This is a genomic window from Mesorhizobium sp. ES1-3 (assembly GCF_020164795.1).
Taxonomy (GTDB): Bacteria; Pseudomonadota; Alphaproteobacteria; order Rhizobiales; family Rhizobiaceae; genus Mesorhizobium.
Genome location: NZ_JAIUGW010000001.1, coordinates 94594 through 118041, shown reverse-complemented (window position 1 = coordinate 118041; position 23448 = coordinate 94594). Strand labels below are relative to the sequence as shown.

Here is a 23448-nt window from a genome sequence, read left to right as displayed (position 1 = left end):
CGCCAACCGCGCCATCAAGATGAAATGGGAGAAGAGCAAATGACGATATCGGTAGCGGTGCTTGGAGCCGGCGGGAAAATGGGCTTCCGCGTAACCGGAAAGCTGATCGGCGCTGGCTATGGTGTCCGTGCCGTGGAGGTCGGCGAGGCAGGCCGCAAACGATTGGCTGAATCAGGCATCGCCGCCATCGCCATGGAGGAGGGTATTCCCGGCGCCAAGGTCGTGGTGATGGCTTTGCCGGACAACATCATCGGCCAGGTGACGCGGCAGATCTCGCCCATGCTTGCCAAGGGCACCATGATCCTCGTTCTGGATGCGGCCGCACCCTATGCCGGCGACCTGCCGAAGGACCGGCCGGACCTCACTTATTTCGTCGGCCACCCCTGCCATCCACCCTTGTTCGGCGACGAAACGGAGTGGGCCGCGCGTCGCGACTATCATGGCGGCATTGCCAGGCAATCGATCGTCTGCGCCCTGATGCAAGGTCCCGAAGAGCACTACGCGCTTGGCGAGGAAGTGTGCAGGGCGATGTGGTCGCCGATCATCGACAGCCACCGCGTCACGGTCGAACAACTGGCGATCCTGGAGCCCGGCCTGTCCGAAATGGTCGCCATGCCTTTCGTCGACACCATGGTCGAGGCGGTCGAGGAGTGCGAGCGCAAATACGGTATTCCCAGGCAGGCCGCGCTCGATTTTCTGATCGGCCATTTGAACGTCGAGATCGCCATGTGGTTCGGCTTCTCGCCGAAAGTGCCGTCCGACGCGGCGCTGCGCTTGATGCGGTTCGCCAAGGGCGTCGTGGTCCGCGACGACTGGCGCGAAGCGCTGTCGCCGGCCAAGGTGAAGGAAGCCTCCGAATTGATCGTCTACGGCAAGGGGGCCTGAGCCCTGCCTTCGCGGATCATATCGGTATCGACCGCGCTCTTCGACGGCTACTCCATGGACTTGGCCGTCGAAGAGATTGCCGCTGTGGGTGCTGCCCATGTCGAGCCGGCCTTCATTCGCGGCTATGTCGATTTCGATGAAGGCATGTTTGCCGACGCGAACGCGTCGCGGTTGCGCCGGACGGCGAAACATGCCGGGCTTGGCATCAATGCCGTGTCGGCTCATCTCGACCTGTCGGGACCCGATGCCATCGAGGCGTTGTCCCGGCGTATCGGCTTTGCCGCCGGCCTTGGCGCATCCTTCCTGATCACCAATGCCGGCCCGATGACGGACAGCGCGGCGATCCGCACGACGATCGATGCCGTTCTGCCGAGGCTGGAACAGGCTGACATCGTTCTGGCGCTCGAGAACCCCGGACATGGCTGCGGCGATCTGCTCGGCAGCGCGCGATCAGGGGCAAGCTTCATCCGCGCCATCGGATCGCCGCACATCCGCCTGAACCACGACGCCGGCAACATTTTCACCTACAGCGGCGAGACGATGCAGCCGTCGCAAGATATCGCCGATGCCATCGACATGGTCGGCCATGCTCATCTGAAGGATGTCGTCAGCACCGGGGCAGGATGGGCGTTCTGCGCCATCGGCGACGGCTCTGTCGGCTATGAAGCCTATTGGGCGATGCTTCCCGCGATGCTGCCGGTCAGCATCGAACTGCCGTTGCGATTGGAGCGCCCGGGACGCCGTGATCCTGAGCGACGCGACACGCCCGTCGACATCGCCGCCATTCGCGGCGCCTTGCGGCGCTCCCTGGATTTCGTGAACGCGTTGGAGATCCCGGACGTCGAGTTCTGAGCGCGTCCCGATTATCCGCGTTCGGGGAACATCGCCTTCAGCCCTTCGCGCGAAGCCTTGGCGATGCCGCGCTCGGTGATCAGTCCGGTCACCAGCCGAGCCGGCGTCACGTCGAAGGCGGGGTTCCTTGCCGGCGTCGCTTCGGGCGACACACGCACCTGGGCGATCTCGCCCTTGGCGGTCTTGCCCCAGACCAGCGACACCTCGTCGCCCGAGCGCTCCTCGATCGGGATCTCGGCGAGGCCGTCGCCCACCGTCCAGTCGATGGTGGGAGAGGGCAGCGCGACGTAGAACGGCACGTCATTGTCGGCGGCGGCGAGCGCCTTCAGATAGGTGCCGATCTTGTTGCAGACATCGCCATCGGCTGTCGTGCGGTCGGTGCCGACGATGACCATGTCGATCGCGCCACGCTGCATCAGATGGCCGCCGGCATTGTCGACGATCAGCGTGTGCGGCACGCCGTGGCCCGCCATCTCCCAGGCGGTTAGCTGGGCGCCCTGGTTGCGCGGCCGTGTTTCATCGACATAGACATGGACGGGAATGCCGGCTTCGACAGCGAGGTAGATCGGTGAAGTCGCTGTGCCGTAGTCGACTGTCGCCAGCCAGCCGGCATTGCAGTGGGTGAGGATGTTGACTGGCTCGCCCGGCTGCTTGCGCGCCGCGATCGCCTTGATGATTTCAAGGCCATTCTCGCCGATGGCGCGGTTCAGCCCGACATCCTCGTCGGCGATTTCACTGGCGCGCCGATAGGCGGCCGCTGCGCGTTGTCCGGCCGGCAGCGGTCGCAGGAAACGCCGCATCTCGTCCAGAGCCCAGCGCAGGTTGATCGCCGTCGGCCGTGTCTCGTGCAGAGTTTCCCACACAGTGTCGAGCGCTTCGTCGGACGGATCATGCGCCATCTGCATGGCGACGCCATAGGCCGCGGTGACCCCGATCAACGGTGCGCCGCGCACCCACATGTCGCGGATCGCGGTGGCGATGTCGGCGACCGTGCCGAGCTTCTCGATGCGGAATTCATGCGGCAGCCAGCGCTGGTCGATGATCTCCACCGAGCGGCCGTCGTCGCTGAGCCAGATGGTCCGATAGTGGCGGTCGCCGACGTTCAAATGCTGTTCTCCCGTTCGATCAGCGCGGCCAGTGTGTTGACCTCGTCGATGCTGTGAATCTGGCGCCGGTTGACGGCGATGTGACGACCGAATTTCAGCGCCTTCGCCTCACAACTGGCGCGCAGATCTTCATCGGCAATGGTCTCGAAGTCGGCATTGTGGGCGAGGCCGAGGATGCGCCTGTGCACCTCGATGCCGGCAAAACCGAGCAGATCGTCCCAGATCTGGTGCAGGACATTATCGAGCGCCTGCTCGGCGCCCAGCCTGTCGCCCTGATCCTCGAACAGGCTCTTTTGATAGAGCATGCCTGTGCGCTCGGTGCGCCACAGATGCGAGAACTCGGCGCGGAACACCGCCCATGTCTCGACGACGACATCGAGCAGATAGGCGCGCATGGCGTCGCGCTTGCCCTTCTGCTCATGCCCGCGTTGCGAGAAGAACGACATCCAGAAATTGGCAAGCAGCATGCCGACATCGAACGCCATCGGACCGTAGAAGGCGAACTCCGGATCGATCATCCGCGTTTCCTGGTCCGTGACCATGATCGAGCCGGAATGCAGGTCGCCATGCAGCAGCGTCTCGGCATTGGCGGCGAAGATCTGCTTCAGCCGCTGCGCCTCCACCTTGAGGTCACGGTCGGCCCGCAGTTCGGCCACCAGCCCGTCGAGCTGCGGACTGTTGTGGCGGTTCATCTTGGCGTCGAAATAGGGGTCTGAGAACACCAGGTTCTCGGTGATGTCGCAAAGTTCGACATTGTCGGCGAACAACGCCAGGTCCGCCTTGCGATCCTTGGTCGCCATCGACAGATCGGAACCGCGAAACAGCGTGCGGGCCATGAACAGGCCGATATCCCTGGCAATGTTGGGCAATTGGCGACCGTCGATCAGGGCGCGCCTCAGAATGATGTGTGGCGGCGCCAGATACTCCATGATGATCAGCGCCTGAACTTCGTCGAAGTAGTGGATCGCCGGCACCGAGCCCGGCGCGCGCGCCTCCTGGCGGGTCAGCGCGTGATACTCGAAGAAGGAGCGTTTGAGCGGCAGCGGCCAGCTGTCGCCGACGAGGCGGACATAGGGGAGGGCTTGCTTGACGATGGCACCGCCACTGGCACCTTCGACGATGAACACCAGGTTCAGATTGCCGTCCCCGACCTCGCGGACCTTCCAGGCGCTAGCATCCTTGCCGATCTTCGCGCACAGCGCTTCGTTCATACCGAGACGTGTTGCGAGGGTCTCCACCGACAATGCTTCGAACGGCAATTTCCCAGTCATCCTTGTCCCTCCCGCCGATGTGCTCCGATCATAAGGGAGCCCTAGCGGCGAGGCCAAGCTAGGAAGCTATCTGGCAATTGTCAATCGTGTTGACAATTGACGACATTGACCATAGCGTCATGGTCAGGGAGGAACGCATGGTCGGCAATGCCGTGTTCCGCGTAGAGGGACTGAGGAAATCCTTTGGCCGCAACGAGGTGCTTGGCGGCATCGCGCTGGACCTCCATGCCGGTGAAGTGACCGTGCTGATGGGCGCCAACGGCGCCGGCAAATCCACCCTCGTCAAGATCGTCAGCGGCGTCTACGAGCGTGGCGGCGGCACCATGACGCTCGCCGGGCAGGATTTCGCGCCGAACACGCCGGCGGAAGCGATCCGCGCCGGCGTCGTCACCGTACACCAGAACATCAATGACGGCGTCGTCGCCGACCTCGATGTCGCCACCAATCTCACCCTCGACAGGCTGAGCGGCAAAGGCGCGCCGACCCTGTTCAATCCCGCTCGCGTGCGCCGTGAGGCCAAGGTAGTCGCAGACCGCATGGGGCTGGCCATTGATCTCAAGGCCCGCGTCAGCGACCTTTCGCTCGCCGATCGCCAGATGGTGGCGATTGCCCGAGCGCTCGCCCATCAGCCGAAGGTGCTGATCCTCGATGAGCCGACCTCGTCGCTCTCCAGCGCCGAAGCCGACAGGCTGTTCGCGCTGGTCGACCGGCTGCGCGAGCAAGGCGTGGCGATCCTCTATATCTCGCACCGCATGTCGGACATCAGGCGGCTCGCCGACCGCATCGTCTCGATGCGCGACGGTGTCGTCTCTGGCGCCTTCGACACCAAGCCGCTCGACTATGAAGGCGCGGTCAACGCCATGCTCGGCCGCAAGATCCATCTCGACCGGATCGTCGCCAGGAGTTCAGCCAGGGCGGTCCTGAGCGTCGAAGGGCTGCGCATCGCACAGGGTGCCCGGCCGATCTCGCTGACGCTTGGTGATGGCGAAGTCGTCGCCATCACCGGTCTCGTCGGTGTCGGCAAGACCGCTCTTGCCGAGACGCTGTTCGGTGTGCGCCGACCGCTCGCCGGCACCATGACAATGAACGGCAAGCCTTACGCGCCGCGCTCGGCGGGCGACGCGATCGCCGCCGGCGTGTTCCTCGTCGCCAAGGATCGCGCCACCAGCGGCATCATCGGCGGCTTCAACATAGAGCGCAATGTCAGCCTGCCCTTCCTCAGGCGGATGTCCAGTCTAAGTGTCCTCAAACGCCGCCTCGAACGTGCCACCGCGCGCCAGCAGATCGAGCAACTCGGCATCGTCTGCCGCTCCGAGAAGGATGAGATGTCGGCCTTGTCCGGCGGCAATCAGCAGAAGGTGATGGTCGCCCGCTGGATGGCCCAGAATGCCGCGCTGTTCATCCTCGACGAGCCGTTCCAGGGCGTCGACATTTCGGCCCGGCGCGATATCGCTGCCAAGCTGCGGGCAAGCGCCAATGGCCGCGCCACGCTTTTGTTCGTCACCGAACTCGACGAAGCGCTGGAGACGGCCGACCGCATCCTGGTGATGTCGGAGCATACAATCGTCGGCGAACACCGCAACGCAGATGTCGATCTCGACCGTCTGCTGGCCGAGGTCGCCGGCGGACGGCTGCACAGCGCTGCCTGAGCGTGGCGGCCGATGGAATTGGAATGGAGAGACCATGGGTTGGAGTTGGGTAAAAACGGCAGCGGCGCCGGGGTGCGCGCAATGACGCTGCGCGACTACGCCATCCGCTATGGGTTCATAGTGCTGTTGTTCGGATTGGTCGCTTATTTCGCGATCGCCGCCGACGGGTTCGTCTCGCCGCAAAGCGCCGTCTTCATCTTCCAGTCGGTCGCCATCACCGGCGTGCTGGCGCTCGGCGTTACCGCCACTCTGGTGGTCGGCGGCTTCGATCTGTCGATCGGTTCGGTCGCGACCTCGGCCATGATGGCGGCGGCCTATGTCATGGTGGTGCTGGAGCAAAACGCGTTCGCTGCGGTCGTCGTCTGCCTTTTGATCGGCGCCATTGTCGGCCTGATCAACGGTTGGCTGATCGTCTACATGCGCGTGCCGGACCTGCTGGCGACGCTCGGCATGATGTTCCTGCTCGTCGGCCTCCAACGCATCCCCACCGAGGGCCGCTCGATCGCCACCGGCATGACCATGCCCGACGGCTCGGTCGCCAACGGCAAGTTCTCCGATGCCTTCCTGGCGCTCGGCCGCCACCGCTTCGACTTCTTCATCCCGAACCTCATTCCGGTGTCGGTCGTCGTGCTTCTGGTGCTGGCCGCGCTGATCTGGTTCTTCCTCGAATACACCCGCTTCGGCCGCATGATGTATGCCGTTGGCTCCAATGAGCGCGCCGCCGAACTCGCCGGTGCGCCTGTCAAGGCATACAAGATCTGGGCCTACGTTATTTCAGGAGTTTTTGCCTCGATCGGCGGCATTTTGCTCGCCGCCCGGCTCGGACGCGGCGACATCGCCTCGGGTAATAATCTGCTGCTCGATGCGGTTGCCGCGGCGCTGATCGGTTACGCGGTGCTCGGCGCCGCCAAGCCGAACGCCTTCGGCACCGCCGTCGGCGCGCTGTTTGTCGGCATCTTGCTGCAAGGCCTGACGATGATGAACGCGCCTTACTACACGCAGGATTTCGTCAAGGGCGTGGTTCTGGTCGTCGCCCTTGTCTTCACCTTTGCCCTTTCGGGCAGGGGCAGGAGCTAGCATTCGGCCGGATAGGATTTTGGGATCAACAAAAGTGGAGGAAAACAAGGTGAACATCACAAGAAGACTTCTGGGGAAGGTGGCGCTCGGGCTGGCCGGCGCAACCATGCTGATGCAGGTCCCGGCATTGGCCGCGGACAAGCCGGCGCCATTCGACAAGCCCGGCGTCAAGATCGCGCTGGTGCGCTATCTCTCGACCGGCGACTTCTTCCAGGCCTACCTGTCGGGCGTCGAGGCGCAGTCGAAGGCGCTCGGCATCGACCTGCGCGTGCTCGACAGCCGCCAGGACGCCGCCCTTCAGTCCGACATGGTCGACCAGGCCATCGCGCTCGGCGTGCAGGGCATCATCATCCAGCACGGCCTGACGGAATCGATGAAGGATGCCGCCCAGCGCGCCGTCGACGCCGGCATCAAGGTGGTGGCATTCGACGTCAATGTCGAAAACCCCAAGATCCCGCAGATCGAACAGTCGGACAAGGACCTGGCGCGTCTGGCCCTCGAGCAGGCGGTCAAGGACAATGGCGACAGCTGGAACGCCGGCTATGTCTACGTCGCCGGCATCGCGCCGCTCGACCGCCGAAACGAAACCTGGATCGACGTGAAGAAGAAATATGCCGGCATCAAGGAAGCCGCCATGTTTGGCACGCTCGACAATCCGATCGCCAACTCGGTCGCCAACCAGGCGCGCTCGGTGCTGTCGGCGCACCCCGACATCAACGTGATGTTCGCCCCTTATGACGAATTCGCCAAGGGCGTGAAGATCGCCGTCGACGAAGCGAGCCTGAACAAGAAGATCAAGATCTATTCGGCCGACATTTCGACGTCCGACATCGCGGCGATGCGCGAGCCTGACAGTGCGTGGGCGGCGACCGCGGCGACCAACCCGGCCGTCGTCGGCCAGGTCTCGGTGCGCGCCCTGGCGCAACTGCTCGCCGGCGAAGATCCCGGCCACAACGTCATCGTGCCGCCGACGCTGATCACCCAGAAGGAGCTGATCGACAAGGACATCAAGAACATGGAAGACCTGTCGGCCAAGCTGCCGCAGTTCGCCCATGCCGATGTCGCCATGCCTGCCTGGATGCCGAACCCGAACGCGAAGTAGCTTTCGGCACAAAACTCTTGCTGGTTGCTGAGTTGAGACGAAATGAAAGCCGCCCTGCAGCAAATCGCTGCGGGCGGCTTTTTCGATGACGTTCACTCGTTGAACAGGTCGGAATGCGAACCGGTACGAGCAAGCTGCAATTCGTCGCCGACAACGCGGTAGATCAGGAGCCAGTCTGGTTCGATATGCGCGTCACGAAAGCCTTCCCAATCCCCTTTCAGAGGATGATCCTTATACATCGCCGGCAGTTCATGTCCGGCGATGAGCAGGCCTAACAGATCGCGCAACTTGCCCAGGTTCTTGCCACGTTTTTCCATACGCTTCACGTCCCGGCGAAATTGCCCGGAGTGAATGGGCACTGGCACGCTTAGATTCCCAAATCCTTGAACAACTCATCAGCCGAGGCAAAGCGCTTGCCTTTGCCTTTTTCCAACTCGGCCATGGCCTTTTGAGTGGTGGCGTTCGGCACTTTCACGGGGAAAGGGAATTCCTTGTCGGCGGCGACGCGCACCAGAAGCAGGCGAATGGCATCTGAGACCGACAAGCCCATGGCTGCCAAGGCCTCCGTTGCCTGATCTTTCGTAGCGCTGTCGATGCGAGCGCGGACCACTGAATCCGTTGCCATATCGTGGCTCCTTCATGTTGAGCCACAATGTAGCTACGATTCGCAACTCTTACAAGCGGATCGCTGCGAACGTTCAGGCAGCAAGCCTATCGCAGCGCCGCGGCAATGTTGCCGCCGTCGACCGTGGTCACATCGGCGGTGGTCCGGTCGGCCAGGGCGTGATGCAGGAAGGCCTGTGCCACATCCTGCGCCGTCACTTCCTGGCCGAGCAGATTGCCGGACATGTATTCCTTCTCCGATACGCCGCGCGCGCCCGAGCGGCTGGCGATCATCGCGTCGGTCAACAGCCCGGAGCGGATGCGGTCGGCGTTGACGGCGTTCGAACGGATGCCATGGGCGCCGTAGTCGAGCGCGTATTGCCTGGACAGGAACAGCGTCGCCGCTTTCGGCACGCCATAGGCGCCGAATTTCGGACCGGGGTTGACCGCCTGCTTGGAGGTGTTGAACAGGAGAGCGCCGCCGGTGCCCTGTTCGAGCATGATGCGCACGGCGTTCTGCGCCGCCGACTGGTGGGCGAAGAAATTGAGCTCGAAGCTCTTGCGCAGCAGCGCATCGTCAAGCTCGCCGATGCGGCCTTCCCAGGCAGCACCCGCATTGGACACCAATATGTCGACGCCGCCGAACACGGCCACCGCCTTGTCGAAGGCGGCGCGCATCTGAGCCGGGTCGGTGATGTCGGCGCCAACGCCGATCGAATTGTTGCCGGCCTTCCTGGCGGCGTCAGCGGCCTTTTCGGCGTCGAGATCGACGACGACGGCATGAGCGCCATTGTCGGCGAATAGTTTTGCCGTCGCCGCACCGATCGCGCCGGCGCCGCCGGTGATCAGCACCACCTGTCCGGTCAGCGGCTTCGGCTTGTTGGAAGCGAGCTTGGCCTGTTCAAGCGACCAGTATTCGAGCGGGAACAGGTCGGCCTTGGACAATGGGTGGAAGCGCCCGACCGCCTCCGCACCGCGCACTGCCTCGATCCACATCTCGCCGACGTCCGATGCGATCCTGGCATCCTTCAGCGTGCGGCCGTGGCCGAACATGCCGAGCCCCGGCACCAGCGTCAGCCGGGGCATCGGGTCGAGCATGGTGCGCTTGACGTCGTCGAGCGCGTCATTGGTCTCGAAATAGGCGCGATAATCGCTGGCGAAGCCGTCGACATGGCTCTCGATCACCGCCTTGTAGTCACCGATTTTGTCAGCATCGGGCGCAGGCACGGCCATCGGCCCGGTCTTGATGCGGATCGACAGATCCGGCGTCGACACGCCACGTCCGGCATAGTCGGCGATCTCTGCCGAATTGATGAAATCGACGATCGCGTCCGAGGTGCGGAAATCGCTGATCATGCGGTCGAAGCGGCCTTCGCCGCGTGGCGCCGCGACAGCGCCGCGCAGCATCGGCGCGATCTCCGCCGGTGACGCGAGCCTTGCCGGCAATGCCGCCTTTGCAGCCTTGGGCTTGGCATGCTTGGCCACATAGTCCTCGGCGACGTTCACATAGTGGATCATCCGGTTATAGGCTTGCCTGGCGTCGTCGCCGAAGGTGAAGATGCCATGCTTGTCGAGGATCAGGCCTTCTACCGTTGGGTCGGCGTCGAAGACATCGGCCGCTGCCTTGGCGAGGTCGAAGCCCGGCATGATGTAGGGCACGTAGCCCATCTTTGTTCCGAACACCTTTGCCACCAGCGGCTTGCTGTCTTCCTGGTCGACAATGGCCAGGATGGCGGTCGAATGGGTGTGGTCGACGAATTTGTGCGGCAGGAACGCATGCAGCAGGGTCTCGACCGAAGGGTTGGGCGAGGCGGGGTCGATCAGGTTTGCCCGCTGCAGGGCGACCATGTCCTCGTCGGAAAGCCTGTCCAGCCTGCGCGCCTTGAGCAGGGCGCCCGTCTTGACGGCGGGCAGGCCCTGCGGCTCGATGACGGCCATGTCCCAGCCGCTGCCCTTGACGCACAGCACGTCCCACTCGTCGCCGACGAGGTCGGTCGCCTTGATCTTGCAGGAGGTGTTGCCGCCGCCATGCAGGACCAGCTGTGGCACGCCGCCCAGAAGCCGCGTCGTGTAGACACGCAAGGCCAGGTCGCGGCCGACGCCCTTCTTCGCATAGTCGGCAACGAGTTTTTCGGCCGTGTCGTCGTTCCACAAATTCTTCATGTTCGCTTCGTCCAGTTGCTGTCTTTGGTGAAACAGGAATGCACGACGCCTTGATGACGATGCGTCGGCAAAGGATTGGTTTTCAGGATGCCTTTTCTGCTGACGTTCCGGCATGATCGAGCAGCCGCTGCGCCATGCGTGCGCCGACCACCAGATGCGTGCAGAGGCCGCCGGCGATGGCCGCGAGCAGCGGCTCGAACTTACTGTCTTCCTGCACGACCATCAGCCGCTTCTCGATGACGCGCAGTGAGGCAAGCCCAGCCGAGATGACCCGCCGGTTGTAGCTGCAGTCGAGCAACTCGCCACCGGCGTCGATGATCTGCCCGGCAATGACACCGGCGGCACCTTCCCTGCGCAGTGCCGCCATCTCGGCTGCCGTCAGCGCGCCGCACTTCACCAGATGGCTGTCGGCATCGACCGCGCCGATGGAGTAGAGCGCAAGATCGCAGTCGCTGATCCCGGCAAGCTGGTCGCGGATTACCGGCTCGGCGCGCAGGCCTTGCGCCAGTTCCTCGGTCGACAGCACCAGAGGCGCGTAGAAGTTGAGGCCCTTGGCATTGAGCCGCCGCGCGATTTCCATGGTGCACTGGTCGGGTCGGTAGGAATAGGGGGCTCCCAGATTGCCGCAGAGCTGCACCACGGTGACGTCCTGCAGGTCGGCATAGGACATGATGTCGGCGATCGTGTAGACGGTGCGGCCCCAGGCGACCCCGATGCGGTCGCCTTTCCTGACCAGTTCCAGGAAGACGCTTGCCGCCAGCACCGCGATATCGGTCGAGGGGTCGGCGAGATAAGCGTTTTCCGGCGCGATCCAGACGGCGTCGAGCTTCAGGGCGTCTTCCAGCCTGCGCGCCATGACGTCGTCGGTGAAGAGCTGCGTCGAGGTCGAGATGTTGACGATCCCCGTCTCGCGCGCCTTGCGCAGATACATGGCGACGGAAGCGCGTGAAATGTTGAGCTGATTGGCCACTTCGTCCTGGCGAAGCCCATGGGCATAGTAAAGCCAGGCCGCCTTGTGGATGAGCTGTTCTGCCGGTCGGATCGCCATGCCGCCTCCTTGGCTGACATTAGTCACGGCTCTCGACAAAAGTCAAATTCGGATGAACAGGAAGGAATCTTCTGCCGTCGTGGCACAATCGAGATCACCATTCCAGCAAGTCGGCGCAGTATAGCATTCTCAGCCCTTCAGGGGGATAGCGTGACGACGAGCCCGGGGTTAGAAAGCTCGAAAAGACTTTGGGGAGGACGGGATGGCCAATCCCTACGAACAGGATCTCGACAGGAACGCCGCCAACCACCAGCCGCTGACGCCGCTCACCTATCTGGAGCGCGCGGCGAAAACCTATCCCGACCACATTGCCATCATCCATGGCGGCCAGCGCATCAGCTATCGTGATTTCTGGCGCCGCTCGCTGAAGCTCGCTTCGGCGCTGCACAAGCACGGCATCGGCAAGGGCGATACGGTGACGGTCATGCTGTCGAACACGCCGCCGATGCTGGAGGCGCATTTCGGCGTGCCGATGACCAAGGCGGTGCTGCACTCGCTCAACACGCGCCTCGACGCCGCGGTCATCGCCTTCCAGCTCGAGCACGCCGAGACCAAGGTGCTCATCGTCGATCGCGAGTTTTCCGGAGTCGTGCGTGAGGCGCTCGGTCTGGCCAAGGTCAAGCCGCTGGTCATCGATTACGACGATCCCGATTACGCCGCTTATCCGAAAGGCGAGCGGGCCGGCACGTCGGACTATGAGGATTTTGTCGCTGGCGGCGACGAGGAGTTCGCCTGGTCGATGCCCGACGACGAATGGGACGCCATCTCGCTCAACTACACGTCGGGCACGACAGGCAATCCCAAGGGCGTCGTCTATCATCACCGAGGTGCTGCGCTGATGGCCTACACCAACACCATCCATGCCGGCATGGCCAAGCACGCGGTCTATCTCTGGACGCTGCCGATGTTCCATTGCAACGGCTGGTGCTTCCCCTGGACGCTCGCCGTCCAGGCCGGCACGCATGTCTGCCTGCGCTGGGTGCGGCCGAAGCCGATCTATGACGCCATCGCGGACCACGGCGTCACGCATCTGTGCGGGGCGCCGGTTGTCATGTCGGTGCTGATCAACGCCAGGGAGGAAGACAAGCGCGCGTTTGCGCAGACGGTCACCTTCAACACGGCGGCCGCCCCGCCGCCGGAGGCGGTGCTGTCGGGCATGGCCGATGCCGGCTTTGCCGTCACCCATCTCTACGGTCTGACCGAAACCTATGGTCCCGCCGTGGTCAACGAATGGCACAATGCTTGGGACGCGCTCGACAAAGGGGCGAGGGCGGGCAAGAAGGCACGGCAGGGCGTGCGCTATGCCGCGCTCGAAGGCCTGACGGTGATGGATCCCGAAACCATGGCCGAAACGCCCGCCGACGGCGAGACCATCGGCGAAGTCATGTTCCGGGGCAACATCGTCATGAAGGGTTATCTGAAGAACCGCAAGGCGACGGACGAGGCATTCGCCAGCGGCTGGTTCCACTCGGGCGATCTCGGCGTCATGCATCCCGACGGCTACATCCAGCTCAAGGACCGCTCCAAGGACATCATCATCTCGGGCGGCGAGAACATTTCCTCGATCGAGGTCGAGGACGCGCTCTACAAGCATCCCGCCGTCGCCTCCTGCGGCGTCGTCGCGCGTCATGACGACAAATGGGGCGAGGTGCCTGTCGCCTATGTCGAACTGAAGCCGGGCAAGGAGGCGAGCGAGGCCGAGATCATCGAGCACTGCCGCGGCCTGCTCGCCCGCTTCAAGGTGCCGAAAGCGGTGATCTTCGCCGAGATACCGAAGACCTCGACCGGCAAGATCCAGAAATTCCGGCTGCGGGAAATGGCCAAGGTCGCCTGAATCCGTCCGGCGGCCTTTCGAGAGAATTATTTTCAGAGGCCCGCATCCTGAGGGCGCCTTGTGACGTCTATTGGATGTCACCATCTGTCACCTATCGTACGCGTACATCGAATCTGCGTTGACACAGTGCTCTTTTCGATTTACGAGTGATGAAAATCGAAATTCGTCACTCGTTATTTGACAGAGAACTATGTCCGAAGCCGCCAACATCGTCGCCGACGTCGCCCGACAGGAAAATGTGACGCGCATTCTCGATTGCGCCGAGCGCCTGTTCCGGCACTATGGCTACGGCAAGACCAACGTCGCCGACATTGCCCGCGAACTCGGCATGTCGCCGGCCAACATCTATCGTTTCTTTGCCTCCAAGGTCGAAATCCACCAGGCCGTCTGTGGCCGGATGCTCGGCGCCAGCTACAACATGGCCTACGAGATTATGCACCTGCCGGTCAGCGCCGAGGAGCGGCTGCGGCGCTACGTGCATGCACAGTACAAGATGACGATGGAGGTGATGCTCGACGACCAGAAGGTCCACGAGATGGTCGTCGTCGCCCTTGAGCGCGATTGGGGCGTCATCGACAAGCATGTCGACAGCATCCACGATCTCTTCGCCGAGGTGATCCGCGAGGGCATCGAGGCCGGCGAGTTCAGGAAACAGGACCCGGTGACCGCGTCGCGCTGTTTCGGTGCCGCCACCGTCATCCTGTGCCATCCGCAGATGGTGGCGCAGTGCCTCGCCAAGACCAATCGGGCGATGCCCGACGACCTCATCGATTACGCAATCAGAGCCTTGAAATAGCCGCCGCCAGCCGGTGCCGGTGTCGACAGTCCGTCTCCAGTCGGGAGTATCACGATGTTTTTGCCCAGTTCCATCCTTCGCAAGCTGCCGGTTGCCGGCCTGATCGTCGCATCGCTTGGGCTCGCCGGCTGCTCGCAGGAAAAAGCGGAGGTGAAGGACATCATCCGCCCGGTCAAGGTCGTCGAGATCGCCCAGGTGCATGATACCCGCACGCTGTCCTATTCCGGATCGGTGCGCGCCCGCACCGAGAGCACGCTGGGTTTCCGCGTCAACGGCAAGATCACCGAGCGTCTCGTCGACATCGGCCAGCGCGTGGCGCCTGGCGATGTTCTCGCCCGCATCGATCCGTCAGACTACGACCTGTCGGTCAAGAGCGCGCAGGCCGCGCTGGATGCCGCCGAACGGCAGGTTGAAACCGTCGAACTCGCCCGCAAGCGCGCCGAGCAGCTATTCGCCAAGAACTTCGCGCCGAAATCGCAGCTCGAACAGGCGACGCTGACCTATGACCAGGCCGTCGCCACCCGCGACTCCGCCCGCTCGACCCTTGCCCAGGCCAGGAACCAGGTCGGCTATACAGACCTCAAGGCCGACAGGGACGGCATCGTCACGGCGGTCAACGCCGATGTCGGCCAAGTGGTCGGGTCGGGCACGCCAGTGGTTACCGTCGCGGTCGATGGCGAAAAGGAAGTGCTGATCGCGGTTCCGGAAATGGAGATCGCGCAATTCAAGCCGGGCAAGGACGTCGAGGCCGGTTTCTGGTCAGACGATGGGCTGAAGCTCGACGGCAAGGTTCGCGAGGTCGCCGGCAGCGCCGACCCGCAGTCGCGCACCTTTGCCGTCCGCGTCAGCCTGCCCAACGACCCGCGCGTGCTGCTCGGCATGACCGCCAATATCGAGGCGTCGGCAGCCAACGAAAAGCAGCTCGTGTCCATCCCGCTCAGTGCGCTCGCCGAGAAAGACAGCCAATCGATCGTCTGGACCGTCGATCGTGGCGCCGACACCGTTCATGCCCGTCCGGTCAAGGTCGCCGAGTTCGCCGCCGACGGCGTGCGTGTCGCGGAGGGATTGAAACCGGGCGATATCGTGGTCGCCGCCGGTACGCAGTTCATGACCGAGGACCTGAAGGTGAAGCTCGCCGGCGGCATCACACAGCAGTCCGCCTCGGCCGAGGGCGGGGAAGCCAGCCAGTTGCGCTGACGACAGACAGGTCGGCCGCGCGTTCCCGCGGCCGCAGGTTTCCGGGCGGCGTGCCCGAAAGGTCGAGACGTCAAGACCGATGTACCCCCGCATCGATCCTCGCGTCCCACCGCGATGAGTGTCTCTCCGCTCGAAGAGCGACGCCGCCCGGAAACCAGTACCGAACGCAGATGATTTCGTTTCGCGCGCCGCGCTTCTTCGGAGCACCTTCCTCGAAGCACAATGGCGCCGGCAACCAAGCAAAGTGGACCAGCACCGATGACGACCTCCACTGAAGAAAAGCGGCCCTTCAATCTCTCTCGTTGGGCAATTGGCCATCCCTCGATTGCGCGCTTCCTGTTCGGGCTGATCATCATCGCCGGCGCGCTCGGCCTGATGCGTATGGGCCAGAAGGAGGATCCCGACTTCACCTTCCGCGTCATGGTCGTGCAGGCGATCTGGCCGGGCTCGTCGATCCAGGAGATGGAAGACCAGGTCGTCAACAAGATCGAGCGCAAATTGCAGGAGACGCCGCATCTCGATTTCGTGCGTTCCTTCACCCGAGCCGGCAGCGCCATCATCACTGTCCAGATCAAGGGCGACACCAATGCCGAAGAAGTCAAGGACGCCTTCTATCAGGTGCGCAAGAAGGTCAGCGATATCCAGGGCGACCTGCCGCAGGGCCTGCTCGGTCCGTATTTCAACGACGAGTTCGGCGACACCTTCATCACGCTGCATTCGATCAGCGGCGACGGCTTCTCCTATCCGGAGCTGAAGAAGTTCGCCATCCAGGCGCGCGATATGCTGTTGACGACGCCTGGCGTCGAAAAGGCCGTCATCATCGGCGACCAGCCGGAAAAACTCTACATCGATGTCTCGTCCAAGGCGCTGGCCGAACGCGGCCTGACGCTGACCGACCTGCAGAATGCGATCAAGGGCCAGAACAACGTCGACCCCGCGGGCTCCGTCGACACCGGCGTCAATTCGGTGCGCATTTCGGTCGAAGGCGACGTCGCCAAGGCGGCCGACATCCGCGAACTGCGCTTGCGCGCCGGCGGCCAGGTCACCCGGCTGGGCGACATCGCCACCGTCACTTCGGGACTGGAAGACCCCTTCCAGCGCAAGTACCGCTTCAATGGTCACGACAGCGTGCAGCTTGGCGTCGTCATGGCCAAGGGTTTTAAGGTCACCGACGTCGGCAAGGATGTCGAGGCGACCTACAAGCGCTTCGAGGAAGCGCTGCCCTATGGCGTTTCGGTCGACCAGATTTCCGACCAGCCCGAAGTCGTCAGGGATGCCGTCAGCGAATTCATGCATGCGCTCGGCGAAGCGCTGCTGATCGTGCTCGTCGTCTCGTTCCTGTCGATCGGCTGGCGCTCGGGCCTGGTGATCGCCATCGCCATACCTCTGGTGCTCGCCGCCACCTTCGCCATCATGTACGAGATCGGCATCGACCTGCAGCGCATTTCGCTGGGCGCGCTGATCATCGCGCTCGGTCTGCTCGTCGACGATGCGATGATTGTCGTCGAGATGATGGAGCGGAAGCTCGAGGAGGGGCTGGTGAAGATCGAGGCGGCGAGCTTCGCCTATTCCTCGACCGCCTTCCCAATGCTGACCGGCACGCTTATCACCACCGCCGGCTTCATCCCGGTCGGCTTCGCCGCTTCGACGGCTGGCGAATATGTGCGCACCCTGTTCTATGTCGTCGGCATCGCGCTGATCGTGTCGTGGTTCGTGGCCGTCTATTTCACGCCGTGGCTGGGGCATATGATCCTGAAGCAGCGCAAGCATGCCGGCAGCCATCACGACGCCTTCGACACGAGCTTCTATCGCCGGCTGCGTGCCACGGTCGGCTGGGCCGTGCGCCATCGCATCATCGTCCTGGTGATGACGCTGGTGACTTTCGGCACCAGCCTGTGGGCGTTCCAGTTCATCCCGCAGAATTTCTTCCCGCAATCGTCTCGGCCCGAAATCCTCGTCGACCTCTGGCTGCCGGAAGGCACCAGCATCAAGGAGGTCGAGGCACAGGCCAAGGCCCTGGAAGCCAAGATGATGGACGACAAGGACAAGCGTTTCATCGCCACCTATATCGGCGAGGGCGCCCCGCGCTTCTTCCTGCCGCTCGACCAGCAACTGCGCAACCCGAATTTCGCCCAGATGCTTGTCATGGCCAATGACGAGCCGGCGCGCGAGCGGCTGATCGTCAAGCTGCGCACGGTTCTGGCGCAGGATTTCCCGTCGATCCGCGCCAAGGTCGACCGCCTGTTCCTTGGACCCCCGACCGGCTGGCCCGTGCAGATGCGCGTCATGGGTCCGGACCGCCAGGAGGTGCGCCGCATCGCCGACCAGGTGAAGGCGAAGTTCCGGCAGAATCCGCTGCTCGGCGCGGTGCATGACGACTGGCTGGAGCCTGTTCCGGCGATGAAACTGGTCATCGACCAGGATCGCGCCCGTGCGCTCGGCGTCACCTCGCAGCGCATCCGCCAGATGCTGCAGGCCGCGATGTCGGGCGCGCCGCTCGACGATTTCCGCGATGGCGAGGAGACGGTGTCCATCGTCGCCCGCGAGCCGGATGCCAGCCGCAGCCTGCTGTCGTCGGTCGACTCGGTCTATATCCCGACCGATTTCGGCGGCTTCGTGCCGCTGTCGCAGGTGGCCAAGGTGGTGCCGGTGATGGAGCAGGGCATAGAGTGGCGCCGCGACCGCCTGCCGACGATCAGCGTGCGCGCCACATTGCCCGACGGCGTGCAGTCCAACGACGTCGTCACCAAGATGTACAAGGACATGCAGGGCCTGCGTGACGGCCTGGCGCCTGGTTACAAGATCGAGATCCAGGGCGGGGCCGAGGATTCGGCCGAAAGCCAGGCTTCGATCGCCGCCAAGGCGCCGATCATGCTGGCCATCATCGTCGTGCTCTTGATGATCCAGCTGCAGAACTTCGGCAAGGCGATGCTGGTGCTGGCCACCGGTCCGCTCGGCATCATCGGTGCCGCCGCCGCTCTGCTGATCAGCGGCGCGCCGTTCGGCTTCGTCGCCATCCTCGGCGTCATCGCGCTGCTCGGCATCATCATGCGCAACTCGATCATCCTGGTCGACCAGATCGATCAGGACATTGCCAGGGGCATGGACCGTTCCGAGGCGATCATCGGCTCGGCGGTGCGCCGCTTCAGGCCGATCGTGCTGACGGCGATGACCGCGGTGCTGGCGCTGATCCCGATCTCGCGTGCCGTGTTCTGGGGGCCGCTCGCCTACGCCATGATGGGCGGCATCATGGTCGCTACCGTGCTGACCATCCTGGTGCTGCCGGCGGGGTATGCGCTCTTCTTCGGCCGCGAGCCCAAGAAGGCGAAGACCGACGAACAGGCGCCGGAGCCGGAAGCGATCGAAGGCATCGAACGTCCGCAACTGGCGTTGGCGGCCGAATAAGAAAAAAACCGGCCCGTCGATTTGCGACCGGCCGGTTTTTCTTGATGCAGTGGCTTGGCCGCCTGGCGGTCAGACCATCAGATGACGAACACCCAATTGGCGATGAGCATGACCGCCACGCCGGCGACCAGCGTCAGATAGGGCAGCATGCCCGCCTTTTTGATCGAAAGGTCGGCTCCCGCCATGCCGAGGTCGGCCAGCATGTGGTCGGGGAATTTGCCCTTGTCCTGGATGTAGTGGCGGAAGCAGAACACTGGGATGATCAGCGCGGCCGTGATCAGCCCCGCCCACAGCGCCATCGGGTTCCACACCTTGGCGCCTGCGCCCATGAAGATGGCGTTGACATAGGCGAAGATCGCCCCGATCCCCAAGAGCCAACTCGGCGCTTTCCATGGCCGTGCGATATGGCCGTTGTCGATGCGGTGGATCCAGCCGGCGTTGAGATTGAGGAAGTTGAAGATGATGTAGCCGCAATTCGACACGGCGAGGATGAAGAAGAAGCTCGTCGCGTCGGCCGACGCGATGGCCAGCACGACCAGGTTGAAGCAGAGATCGGTCCACATGGCTCGCGTCGGCGCGCCGTGCTCGTTGACGTGGCTGAGATAGCGCGGCAGCCAGCCGTCGACCGAGCCCTGGTAGAGCGTGCGCGACGAGCCGGCCATCGCCGTCATGATGCAGAGCACCAGCGCCAGGATCATCAGCATCACCAGAAGACTGTGGATCAGCCTGCCGCCGCCGACCATGCCGGCCAGCGCATCGGCCACGCCGGAGCCGTCGACGATCGGCGTTGCCAGCATGCCGTTCAGGCCCAACACGCCCTGGAAGGTGAAGGGCACCAGGATGAACAAAAGCATGCACAGCAGGCCGGAATAGAAGATGGCCTTGAACGTATCGGTGCCGGGGTTCTTGAACTCCGACGTGTAGCAGACGGCCGTTTCGAAGCCATAGGTCGACCACGCGGCGATGAACATGCCGCCGAGCGCCAATGTCCAGCCGGCGATGTTCCAGGAGCCGGGCTCGGGCGCGTAGGCGGCGGCGAGCGGCACCAGCGGCGAAAAGTTCGACCAGTCGATCTGGCCGGTGAAGATCGGCACCACGCCGACTATCAGCATCGGGATGATGACCAGCAGTCCGATATATTTCTGCACGCTGGCGGTGCCCAGGATGCCGCGATGCTGGATCGAGAAGATGATCAACATCAGCACCGCGCCGATGAAGAAGGTGGCGTTGAGCGTGAACGAGACCGGACCCAGCGTGTGGCTCCACAGCGTCCAGTTACGGATCGCCGGCGTCGCGGCGGCCGTCACCGCCGTGATGGCGTCGGCGGCGCTCGTTCCGGCATGCGCGGCGATGTAGGCGACGACATCGGGCGAGGTCTCGGTGAAGATCGGCACCGGTGCCAGCGCGTTGAGGATATAGGCGGCGGCGATCGAGCAGCCGAGCGACAGGACCGGCGACCAGGCGAACCAGTTGCACCACACCGACAGCGGCGCGATGAACTTGGAATAGCGCAGCCAGGCCGTGGCGCCGTAGATCGAGGCGCCGCCGGACTTGTTCGGAAACAGGCCGGCGATCTCGGCATAGGTAAAGGATTGCAGGAAGCCCATGATCATGGACACCGTCCAGATCAGGAAGGCCAGCTTTCCCGTCGTGCCGGCAATGCCGCCGATCGAGAACAGAACCAGCGCCGGAACGCCGCTCGCCACCCAGAAGGCGCCGCGCCAGTCGATATGCCTGAGCAGCTTGCTTTCGGCAGGCTGGTCCAGGACCGTACTTATCGTGCTCATGTCGATGAGTTCCCCTTTTTCGATGTTCCCCGCCAGCGATGCCCCGGCTACGCGAAGCTTGCTCCCCGGCAATGATCGCTCCGGCTGCGGTGTTTCCACTCAGTCGTATTTTTTTCTTAAGAGTGAAGATCAATCCGGCGCGCTTTCACGTCAAGCGATTTGTGAAGCCGTGCACATCACGCTTGCGCGCGTGGATGAAAAAGTGTCCGGCGGCGTGGCCGGCGGGCGCTTTGCGAACCCAAAAAGGGCAGGTCAGGAGCGCGGCTTGGTCTTCTGCGGATCGTAATGGGCAAAGGCCACGACCCGCGCCGGCAGCCGCTTGGCATGGCCGTCGAGCTTGCCGATCTCGACCTCCGTGCCGACTGCCGCATGGGTGACGTCGAGCCGCGCCAGCGCAATGTTCTTGTTTAGCACCGGCGAGCGCATGCCCGACGTGACGACGCCGATCTGGGCGCGGCCGACATGGACGCAGTCGCCATGGCCGACGGCGACGTTGCTGTCTATGTCGAGGCCGACCAGCTTCGTCTGCGGATGGTCCTTGCGCCGGATCAGCGCCTCGCGGCCAATGAAATCGTCGGTCTTGGTCTTCAGCGGCACGGTGAAGCCGATGCCGGCCTCGAACGGGTCGGTCTGGTCGGAAAATTCGTAGCCGGCGAAGATCAGCCCAGCCTCGATGCGCACCATGTCGAGCGCCTGCAGGCCCATCGGCTTCAGCCCGTACGGCTGGCCGGCTTCCCAGATGGCGTCGAACACCTTTTCGGCGTCGCGCGGATGGCACCAGATCTCATAACCGAGTTCGCCGGTATAGCCGGTGCGCGAGACCACGATGGGAATGCCGTTGCCCCCACCGATCCTGGCGACGGCGAAGCGGAACCATTCGAGTTCCTCGATCGATGGCTGCAGCGGCGAGGTCCAGATCACCTGTTTCAGGATGTCGCGGCTCTTTGGCCCTTGCACGGCGATGTTGTGCATCTGGTCGGTGGACGAGCGCACCAGCACGTTGAGGCCGAGCTTCGTCGCCGTCTCGCGCAGCCATTCGCCGGACAGATCGTCGCCGCCGACCCAGCGGAAATTGTCCTTGCCGAGCCGGAGCAGCGTGCCGTCGTCGATCATGCCGCCATGCTCGTAGCACATGGCGGAGTAGACGACTTGGCCGACGCCGAGCTTCTTGACGTCGCGCGTCAGCGTGTATTGCAGCAGCGCTTCGGCATCCGGACCGGTGACCTCGAATTTGCGCAGCGGCGACAGGTCCATGATCACCGCGTCCTGCCGGCAGGCCCAGTATTCGGCGATAGCCCCTTCTTTGGCGAACGAGTTGGCCAGCCAATAGCCCCTGTACTCGACGAAGTCGCGCGTGTGTTCGGCAAAGCTCGAATGAAAGGCTGTCTCGCGGGTCATTTTCGGTTCCGAATCGGGCGTCATGCGTCTGGCGATCGCTCGCGAGAATTTGTGCTGGCCGGAATAGGTTCGAACGTGGATGTCGGTCAGGTCCCAGCCATTGGCCGGCGTCGTGTCGTCGGGGCAGGCGGAGGAGACGCAGACGATGTCGGTCAGCGCCCTGAGCAGAACATAGTCGCCGGCCCGCGACCACGGCTCGTCCGACACCATCACGCCATGGGCGTCGATCGCCGTGTTGAAGAAGAAGTTGATCGCCATCCAGCCGGCGCGGGGATTGACGCCCTTGCCGGTGAGCGCGCGGTTGAAATTCTCCGAGCAGTTGGTGTGGCCGGGATAGCCGATGTCGTCGTAATATTTCGCCGCGCAGGCGAGCGCGAAGGCGTCATGCCGGCCGCATGTGTCCTGCACCACCTCGACCAGTGGCTCCATGTCCTGGTCATAGTATTTGGAATGCAGGCCGGGCATCGGATAGCTCGCGCCCATCAGCGTGCGCGTCGTCGTGACGTCGAGCGGATGGTCGAGCCCCTTGTCCAGCTTGCGTGCCGAGAAACACTGGAAGTCGGTGCACTGGCGCCCATCGACGTCGATGATCTGCAGATAGTCGCCCGCCTTGACGAAATAGGATTCGGCCGTCGCCGAATGAATGCGCAGATCGAGCATCGGATCGGCCAGTGGATCGGCAAGCCGGGATTTTGCTTTCAGGCGGATCGTGTTGCGCCGCACGATGACGCTGAGCGGCGTCGCCGTGTCGTGGCCGTCGACCAGCATCGGCCCGCCGGGCGCGGCAATCAGCATCGCACCATCGCGCGCTATCGCGAATGCCTGCTCGGCACCGGCCGGAGTGGCGCCGCCAAACACGCGCACAGCCTTGGCCTGGTCGAGCTGAACCTGGCGACGCTCGAGGCCACGGCGCAGTGTGCCGAGACTGTCGTCGCCCTCGGCGAGCAGCGCCTTGATGCCGGCGGCATTGCTGTTCGATTTTTCGCCGAGAATGCCGGGATCGGTGACGCCCGACTCGTCCCAGGCCAGCAACTCGCAAGCCTGGCCGCCCTCGACATTGCGAACCGTGATCGTATCGCCGGCCTCGACCTCGATCAGCACCGCGCCGTTGCCCTGTACGGTATAGCGCTCCATGCCGGCCGGCAGCGCGATCTGGCCGGGCCGCAGGATCAGGCTTGGCCGGGGCGGTCCGGCTGTCACGGCGGGGTAGGGCGACTGGCTCATCTCAGCCTTGCGGTTCGAGAAACAAGTTTGCCTGTGCGTGAAATTATTTTA

General features: G+C 63.6%; 18 protein-coding genes. 10 read left to right on the top strand and 8 right to left on the bottom strand.

Annotated features, from left to right (window positions below):
* The first annotated feature begins 39 nt into the window (after positions 1–39).
* Positions 40–885: a phosphogluconate dehydrogenase C-terminal domain-containing protein gene (locus LB536_RS00575; protein ID WP_224589707.1), complete on the top strand. Its 846-nt coding sequence runs from the start codon at positions 40–42 to the stop codon at positions 883–885.
* A 54-nt stretch (positions 886–939) separates the two neighbouring features.
* Complete coding sequence (locus tag LB536_RS00570) at positions 940–1737, top strand: sugar phosphate isomerase/epimerase family protein (protein ID WP_224589706.1); 798 nt, start codon at positions 940–942, stop codon at positions 1735–1737.
* Between the two features lie 11 nt (positions 1738–1748).
* On the opposite strand, the gene mtnA is transcribed toward LB536_RS00570, so the two are convergent.
* Together mtnA and mtnK are read right to left on the bottom strand one after the other, a co-directional pair.
* Positions 1749–2843 carry an S-methyl-5-thioribose-1-phosphate isomerase gene (gene mtnA / locus LB536_RS00565; RefSeq protein ID WP_224589705.1) on the bottom strand — a complete coding sequence of 365 codons (1095 nt, stop codon included), beginning with the start codon at positions 2841–2843 and terminating at the stop codon, positions 1749–1751.
* Complete coding sequence (gene mtnK / locus LB536_RS00560; protein WP_224589704.1) at positions 2840–4114, bottom strand: S-methyl-5-thioribose kinase; 1275 nt, start codon at positions 4112–4114, stop codon at positions 2840–2842. Before mtnK ends, mtnA begins: the two co-directional genes overlap by 4 nt.
* 137 nt (positions 4115–4251) lie before the next feature.
* On the opposite strand from mtnK, the gene LB536_RS00555 reads away from it, so the two are divergent.
* The 3 genes from LB536_RS00555 to LB536_RS00545 all read left to right on the top strand — a co-directional run bounded on the left by LB536_RS00555 (position 4252) and on the right by LB536_RS00545 (position 7942).
* Positions 4252–5763, top strand: coding sequence for a sugar ABC transporter ATP-binding protein (locus tag LB536_RS00555; RefSeq protein ID WP_224589703.1), 1512 nt, complete (start codon positions 4252–4254; stop codon positions 5761–5763).
* Between the two features lie 81 nt (positions 5764–5844).
* Entirely contained in the window at positions 5845–6840 is a 996-nt protein-coding gene (locus tag LB536_RS00550) for an ABC transporter permease (RefSeq protein WP_224590066.1), read from the top strand.
* Positions 6841–6889: 49 nt separating this feature from the next.
* Positions 6890–7942: a substrate-binding domain-containing protein gene (locus LB536_RS00545; protein WP_224589702.1), complete on the top strand. Its 1053-nt coding sequence runs from the start codon at positions 6890–6892 to the stop codon at positions 7940–7942.
* 92 nt (positions 7943–8034) lie between these two features.
* Here the strand turns inward: LB536_RS00545 and LB536_RS00540 are convergent, their stop codons facing one another.
* The 4 genes from LB536_RS00540 to LB536_RS00525 all read right to left on the bottom strand — a co-directional run bounded on the left by LB536_RS00540 (position 8035) and on the right by LB536_RS00525 (position 11756).
* A complete protein-coding gene (locus LB536_RS00540) occupies positions 8035–8307 on the bottom strand; it encodes a type II toxin-antitoxin system YafQ family toxin (protein WP_224589701.1) in 273 nt (90 codons plus the stop codon).
* A 2-nt stretch (positions 8308–8309) separates the two neighbouring features.
* Positions 8310–8567, bottom strand: a complete 258-nt coding sequence (locus LB536_RS00535) for a type II toxin-antitoxin system RelB/DinJ family antitoxin (protein ID WP_140757654.1) — start codon at positions 8565–8567, stop codon at positions 8310–8312.
* An 86-nt stretch (positions 8568–8653) separates the two neighbouring features.
* Positions 8654–10708, bottom strand: coding sequence for a bifunctional aldolase/short-chain dehydrogenase (locus tag LB536_RS00530; protein WP_224589700.1), 2055 nt, complete (start codon positions 10706–10708; stop codon positions 8654–8656).
* Positions 10709–10790: 82 nt separating this feature from the next.
* The gene (locus LB536_RS00525) at positions 10791–11756 is read right to left on the bottom strand and encodes a sugar-binding transcriptional regulator (protein WP_224589699.1); all 966 of its coding nucleotides are present in this window, start codon (positions 11754–11756) and stop codon (positions 10791–10793) included.
* 202 nt (positions 11757–11958) lie between these two features.
* Here LB536_RS00525 and LB536_RS00520 point away from each other — a divergent pair, with 202 nt between their 5' ends.
* From LB536_RS00520 to LB536_RS00505, 4 genes are all read left to right on the top strand, one after another.
* Complete coding sequence (locus tag LB536_RS00520; RefSeq protein ID WP_224589698.1) at positions 11959–13590, top strand: acyl-CoA synthetase; 1632 nt, start codon at positions 11959–11961, stop codon at positions 13588–13590.
* Positions 13591–13780: 190 nt separating this feature from the next.
* Positions 13781–14386 (top strand): TetR family transcriptional regulator, encoded by a 606-nt coding sequence (locus tag LB536_RS00515; protein ID WP_224589697.1) that lies wholly within the window; start codon positions 13781–13783, stop codon positions 14384–14386.
* 54 nt (positions 14387–14440) lie between these two features.
* Positions 14441–15583 (top strand): efflux RND transporter periplasmic adaptor subunit, encoded by a 1143-nt coding sequence (locus tag LB536_RS00510; RefSeq protein WP_224589696.1) that lies wholly within the window; start codon positions 14441–14443, stop codon positions 15581–15583.
* A 258-nt stretch (positions 15584–15841) separates the two neighbouring features.
* A complete protein-coding gene (locus tag LB536_RS00505; protein ID WP_140813084.1) occupies positions 15842–18988 on the top strand; it encodes an efflux RND transporter permease subunit in 3147 nt (1048 codons plus the stop codon).
* A gap of 77 nt (positions 18989–19065) precedes the next feature.
* On the opposite strand, the gene LB536_RS00500 is transcribed toward LB536_RS00505, so the two are convergent.
* The gene (locus LB536_RS00500; protein WP_224589695.1) at positions 19066–20775 is read right to left on the bottom strand and encodes an APC family permease; all 1710 of its coding nucleotides are present in this window, start codon (positions 20773–20775) and stop codon (positions 19066–19068) included.
* Between LB536_RS00500 and LB536_RS00495 the strand changes: the two genes are divergently transcribed.
* The gene (locus LB536_RS00495) at positions 20768–21061 is read left to right on the top strand and encodes a hypothetical protein (RefSeq protein WP_224589694.1); all 294 of its coding nucleotides are present in this window, start codon (positions 20768–20770) and stop codon (positions 21059–21061) included. The two genes, LB536_RS00500 and LB536_RS00495, sit on opposite strands and share 8 nt — an antisense overlap.
* Here LB536_RS00495 and LB536_RS00490 read toward each other — a convergent pair.
* Positions 21028–23397, bottom strand: coding sequence for a DUF1989 domain-containing protein (locus LB536_RS00490; RefSeq protein ID WP_224589693.1), 2370 nt, complete (start codon positions 23395–23397; stop codon positions 21028–21030). The genes LB536_RS00495 and LB536_RS00490 overlap by 34 nt on opposite strands.
* Between the last annotated feature and the right edge of the window lie 51 nt (positions 23398–23448).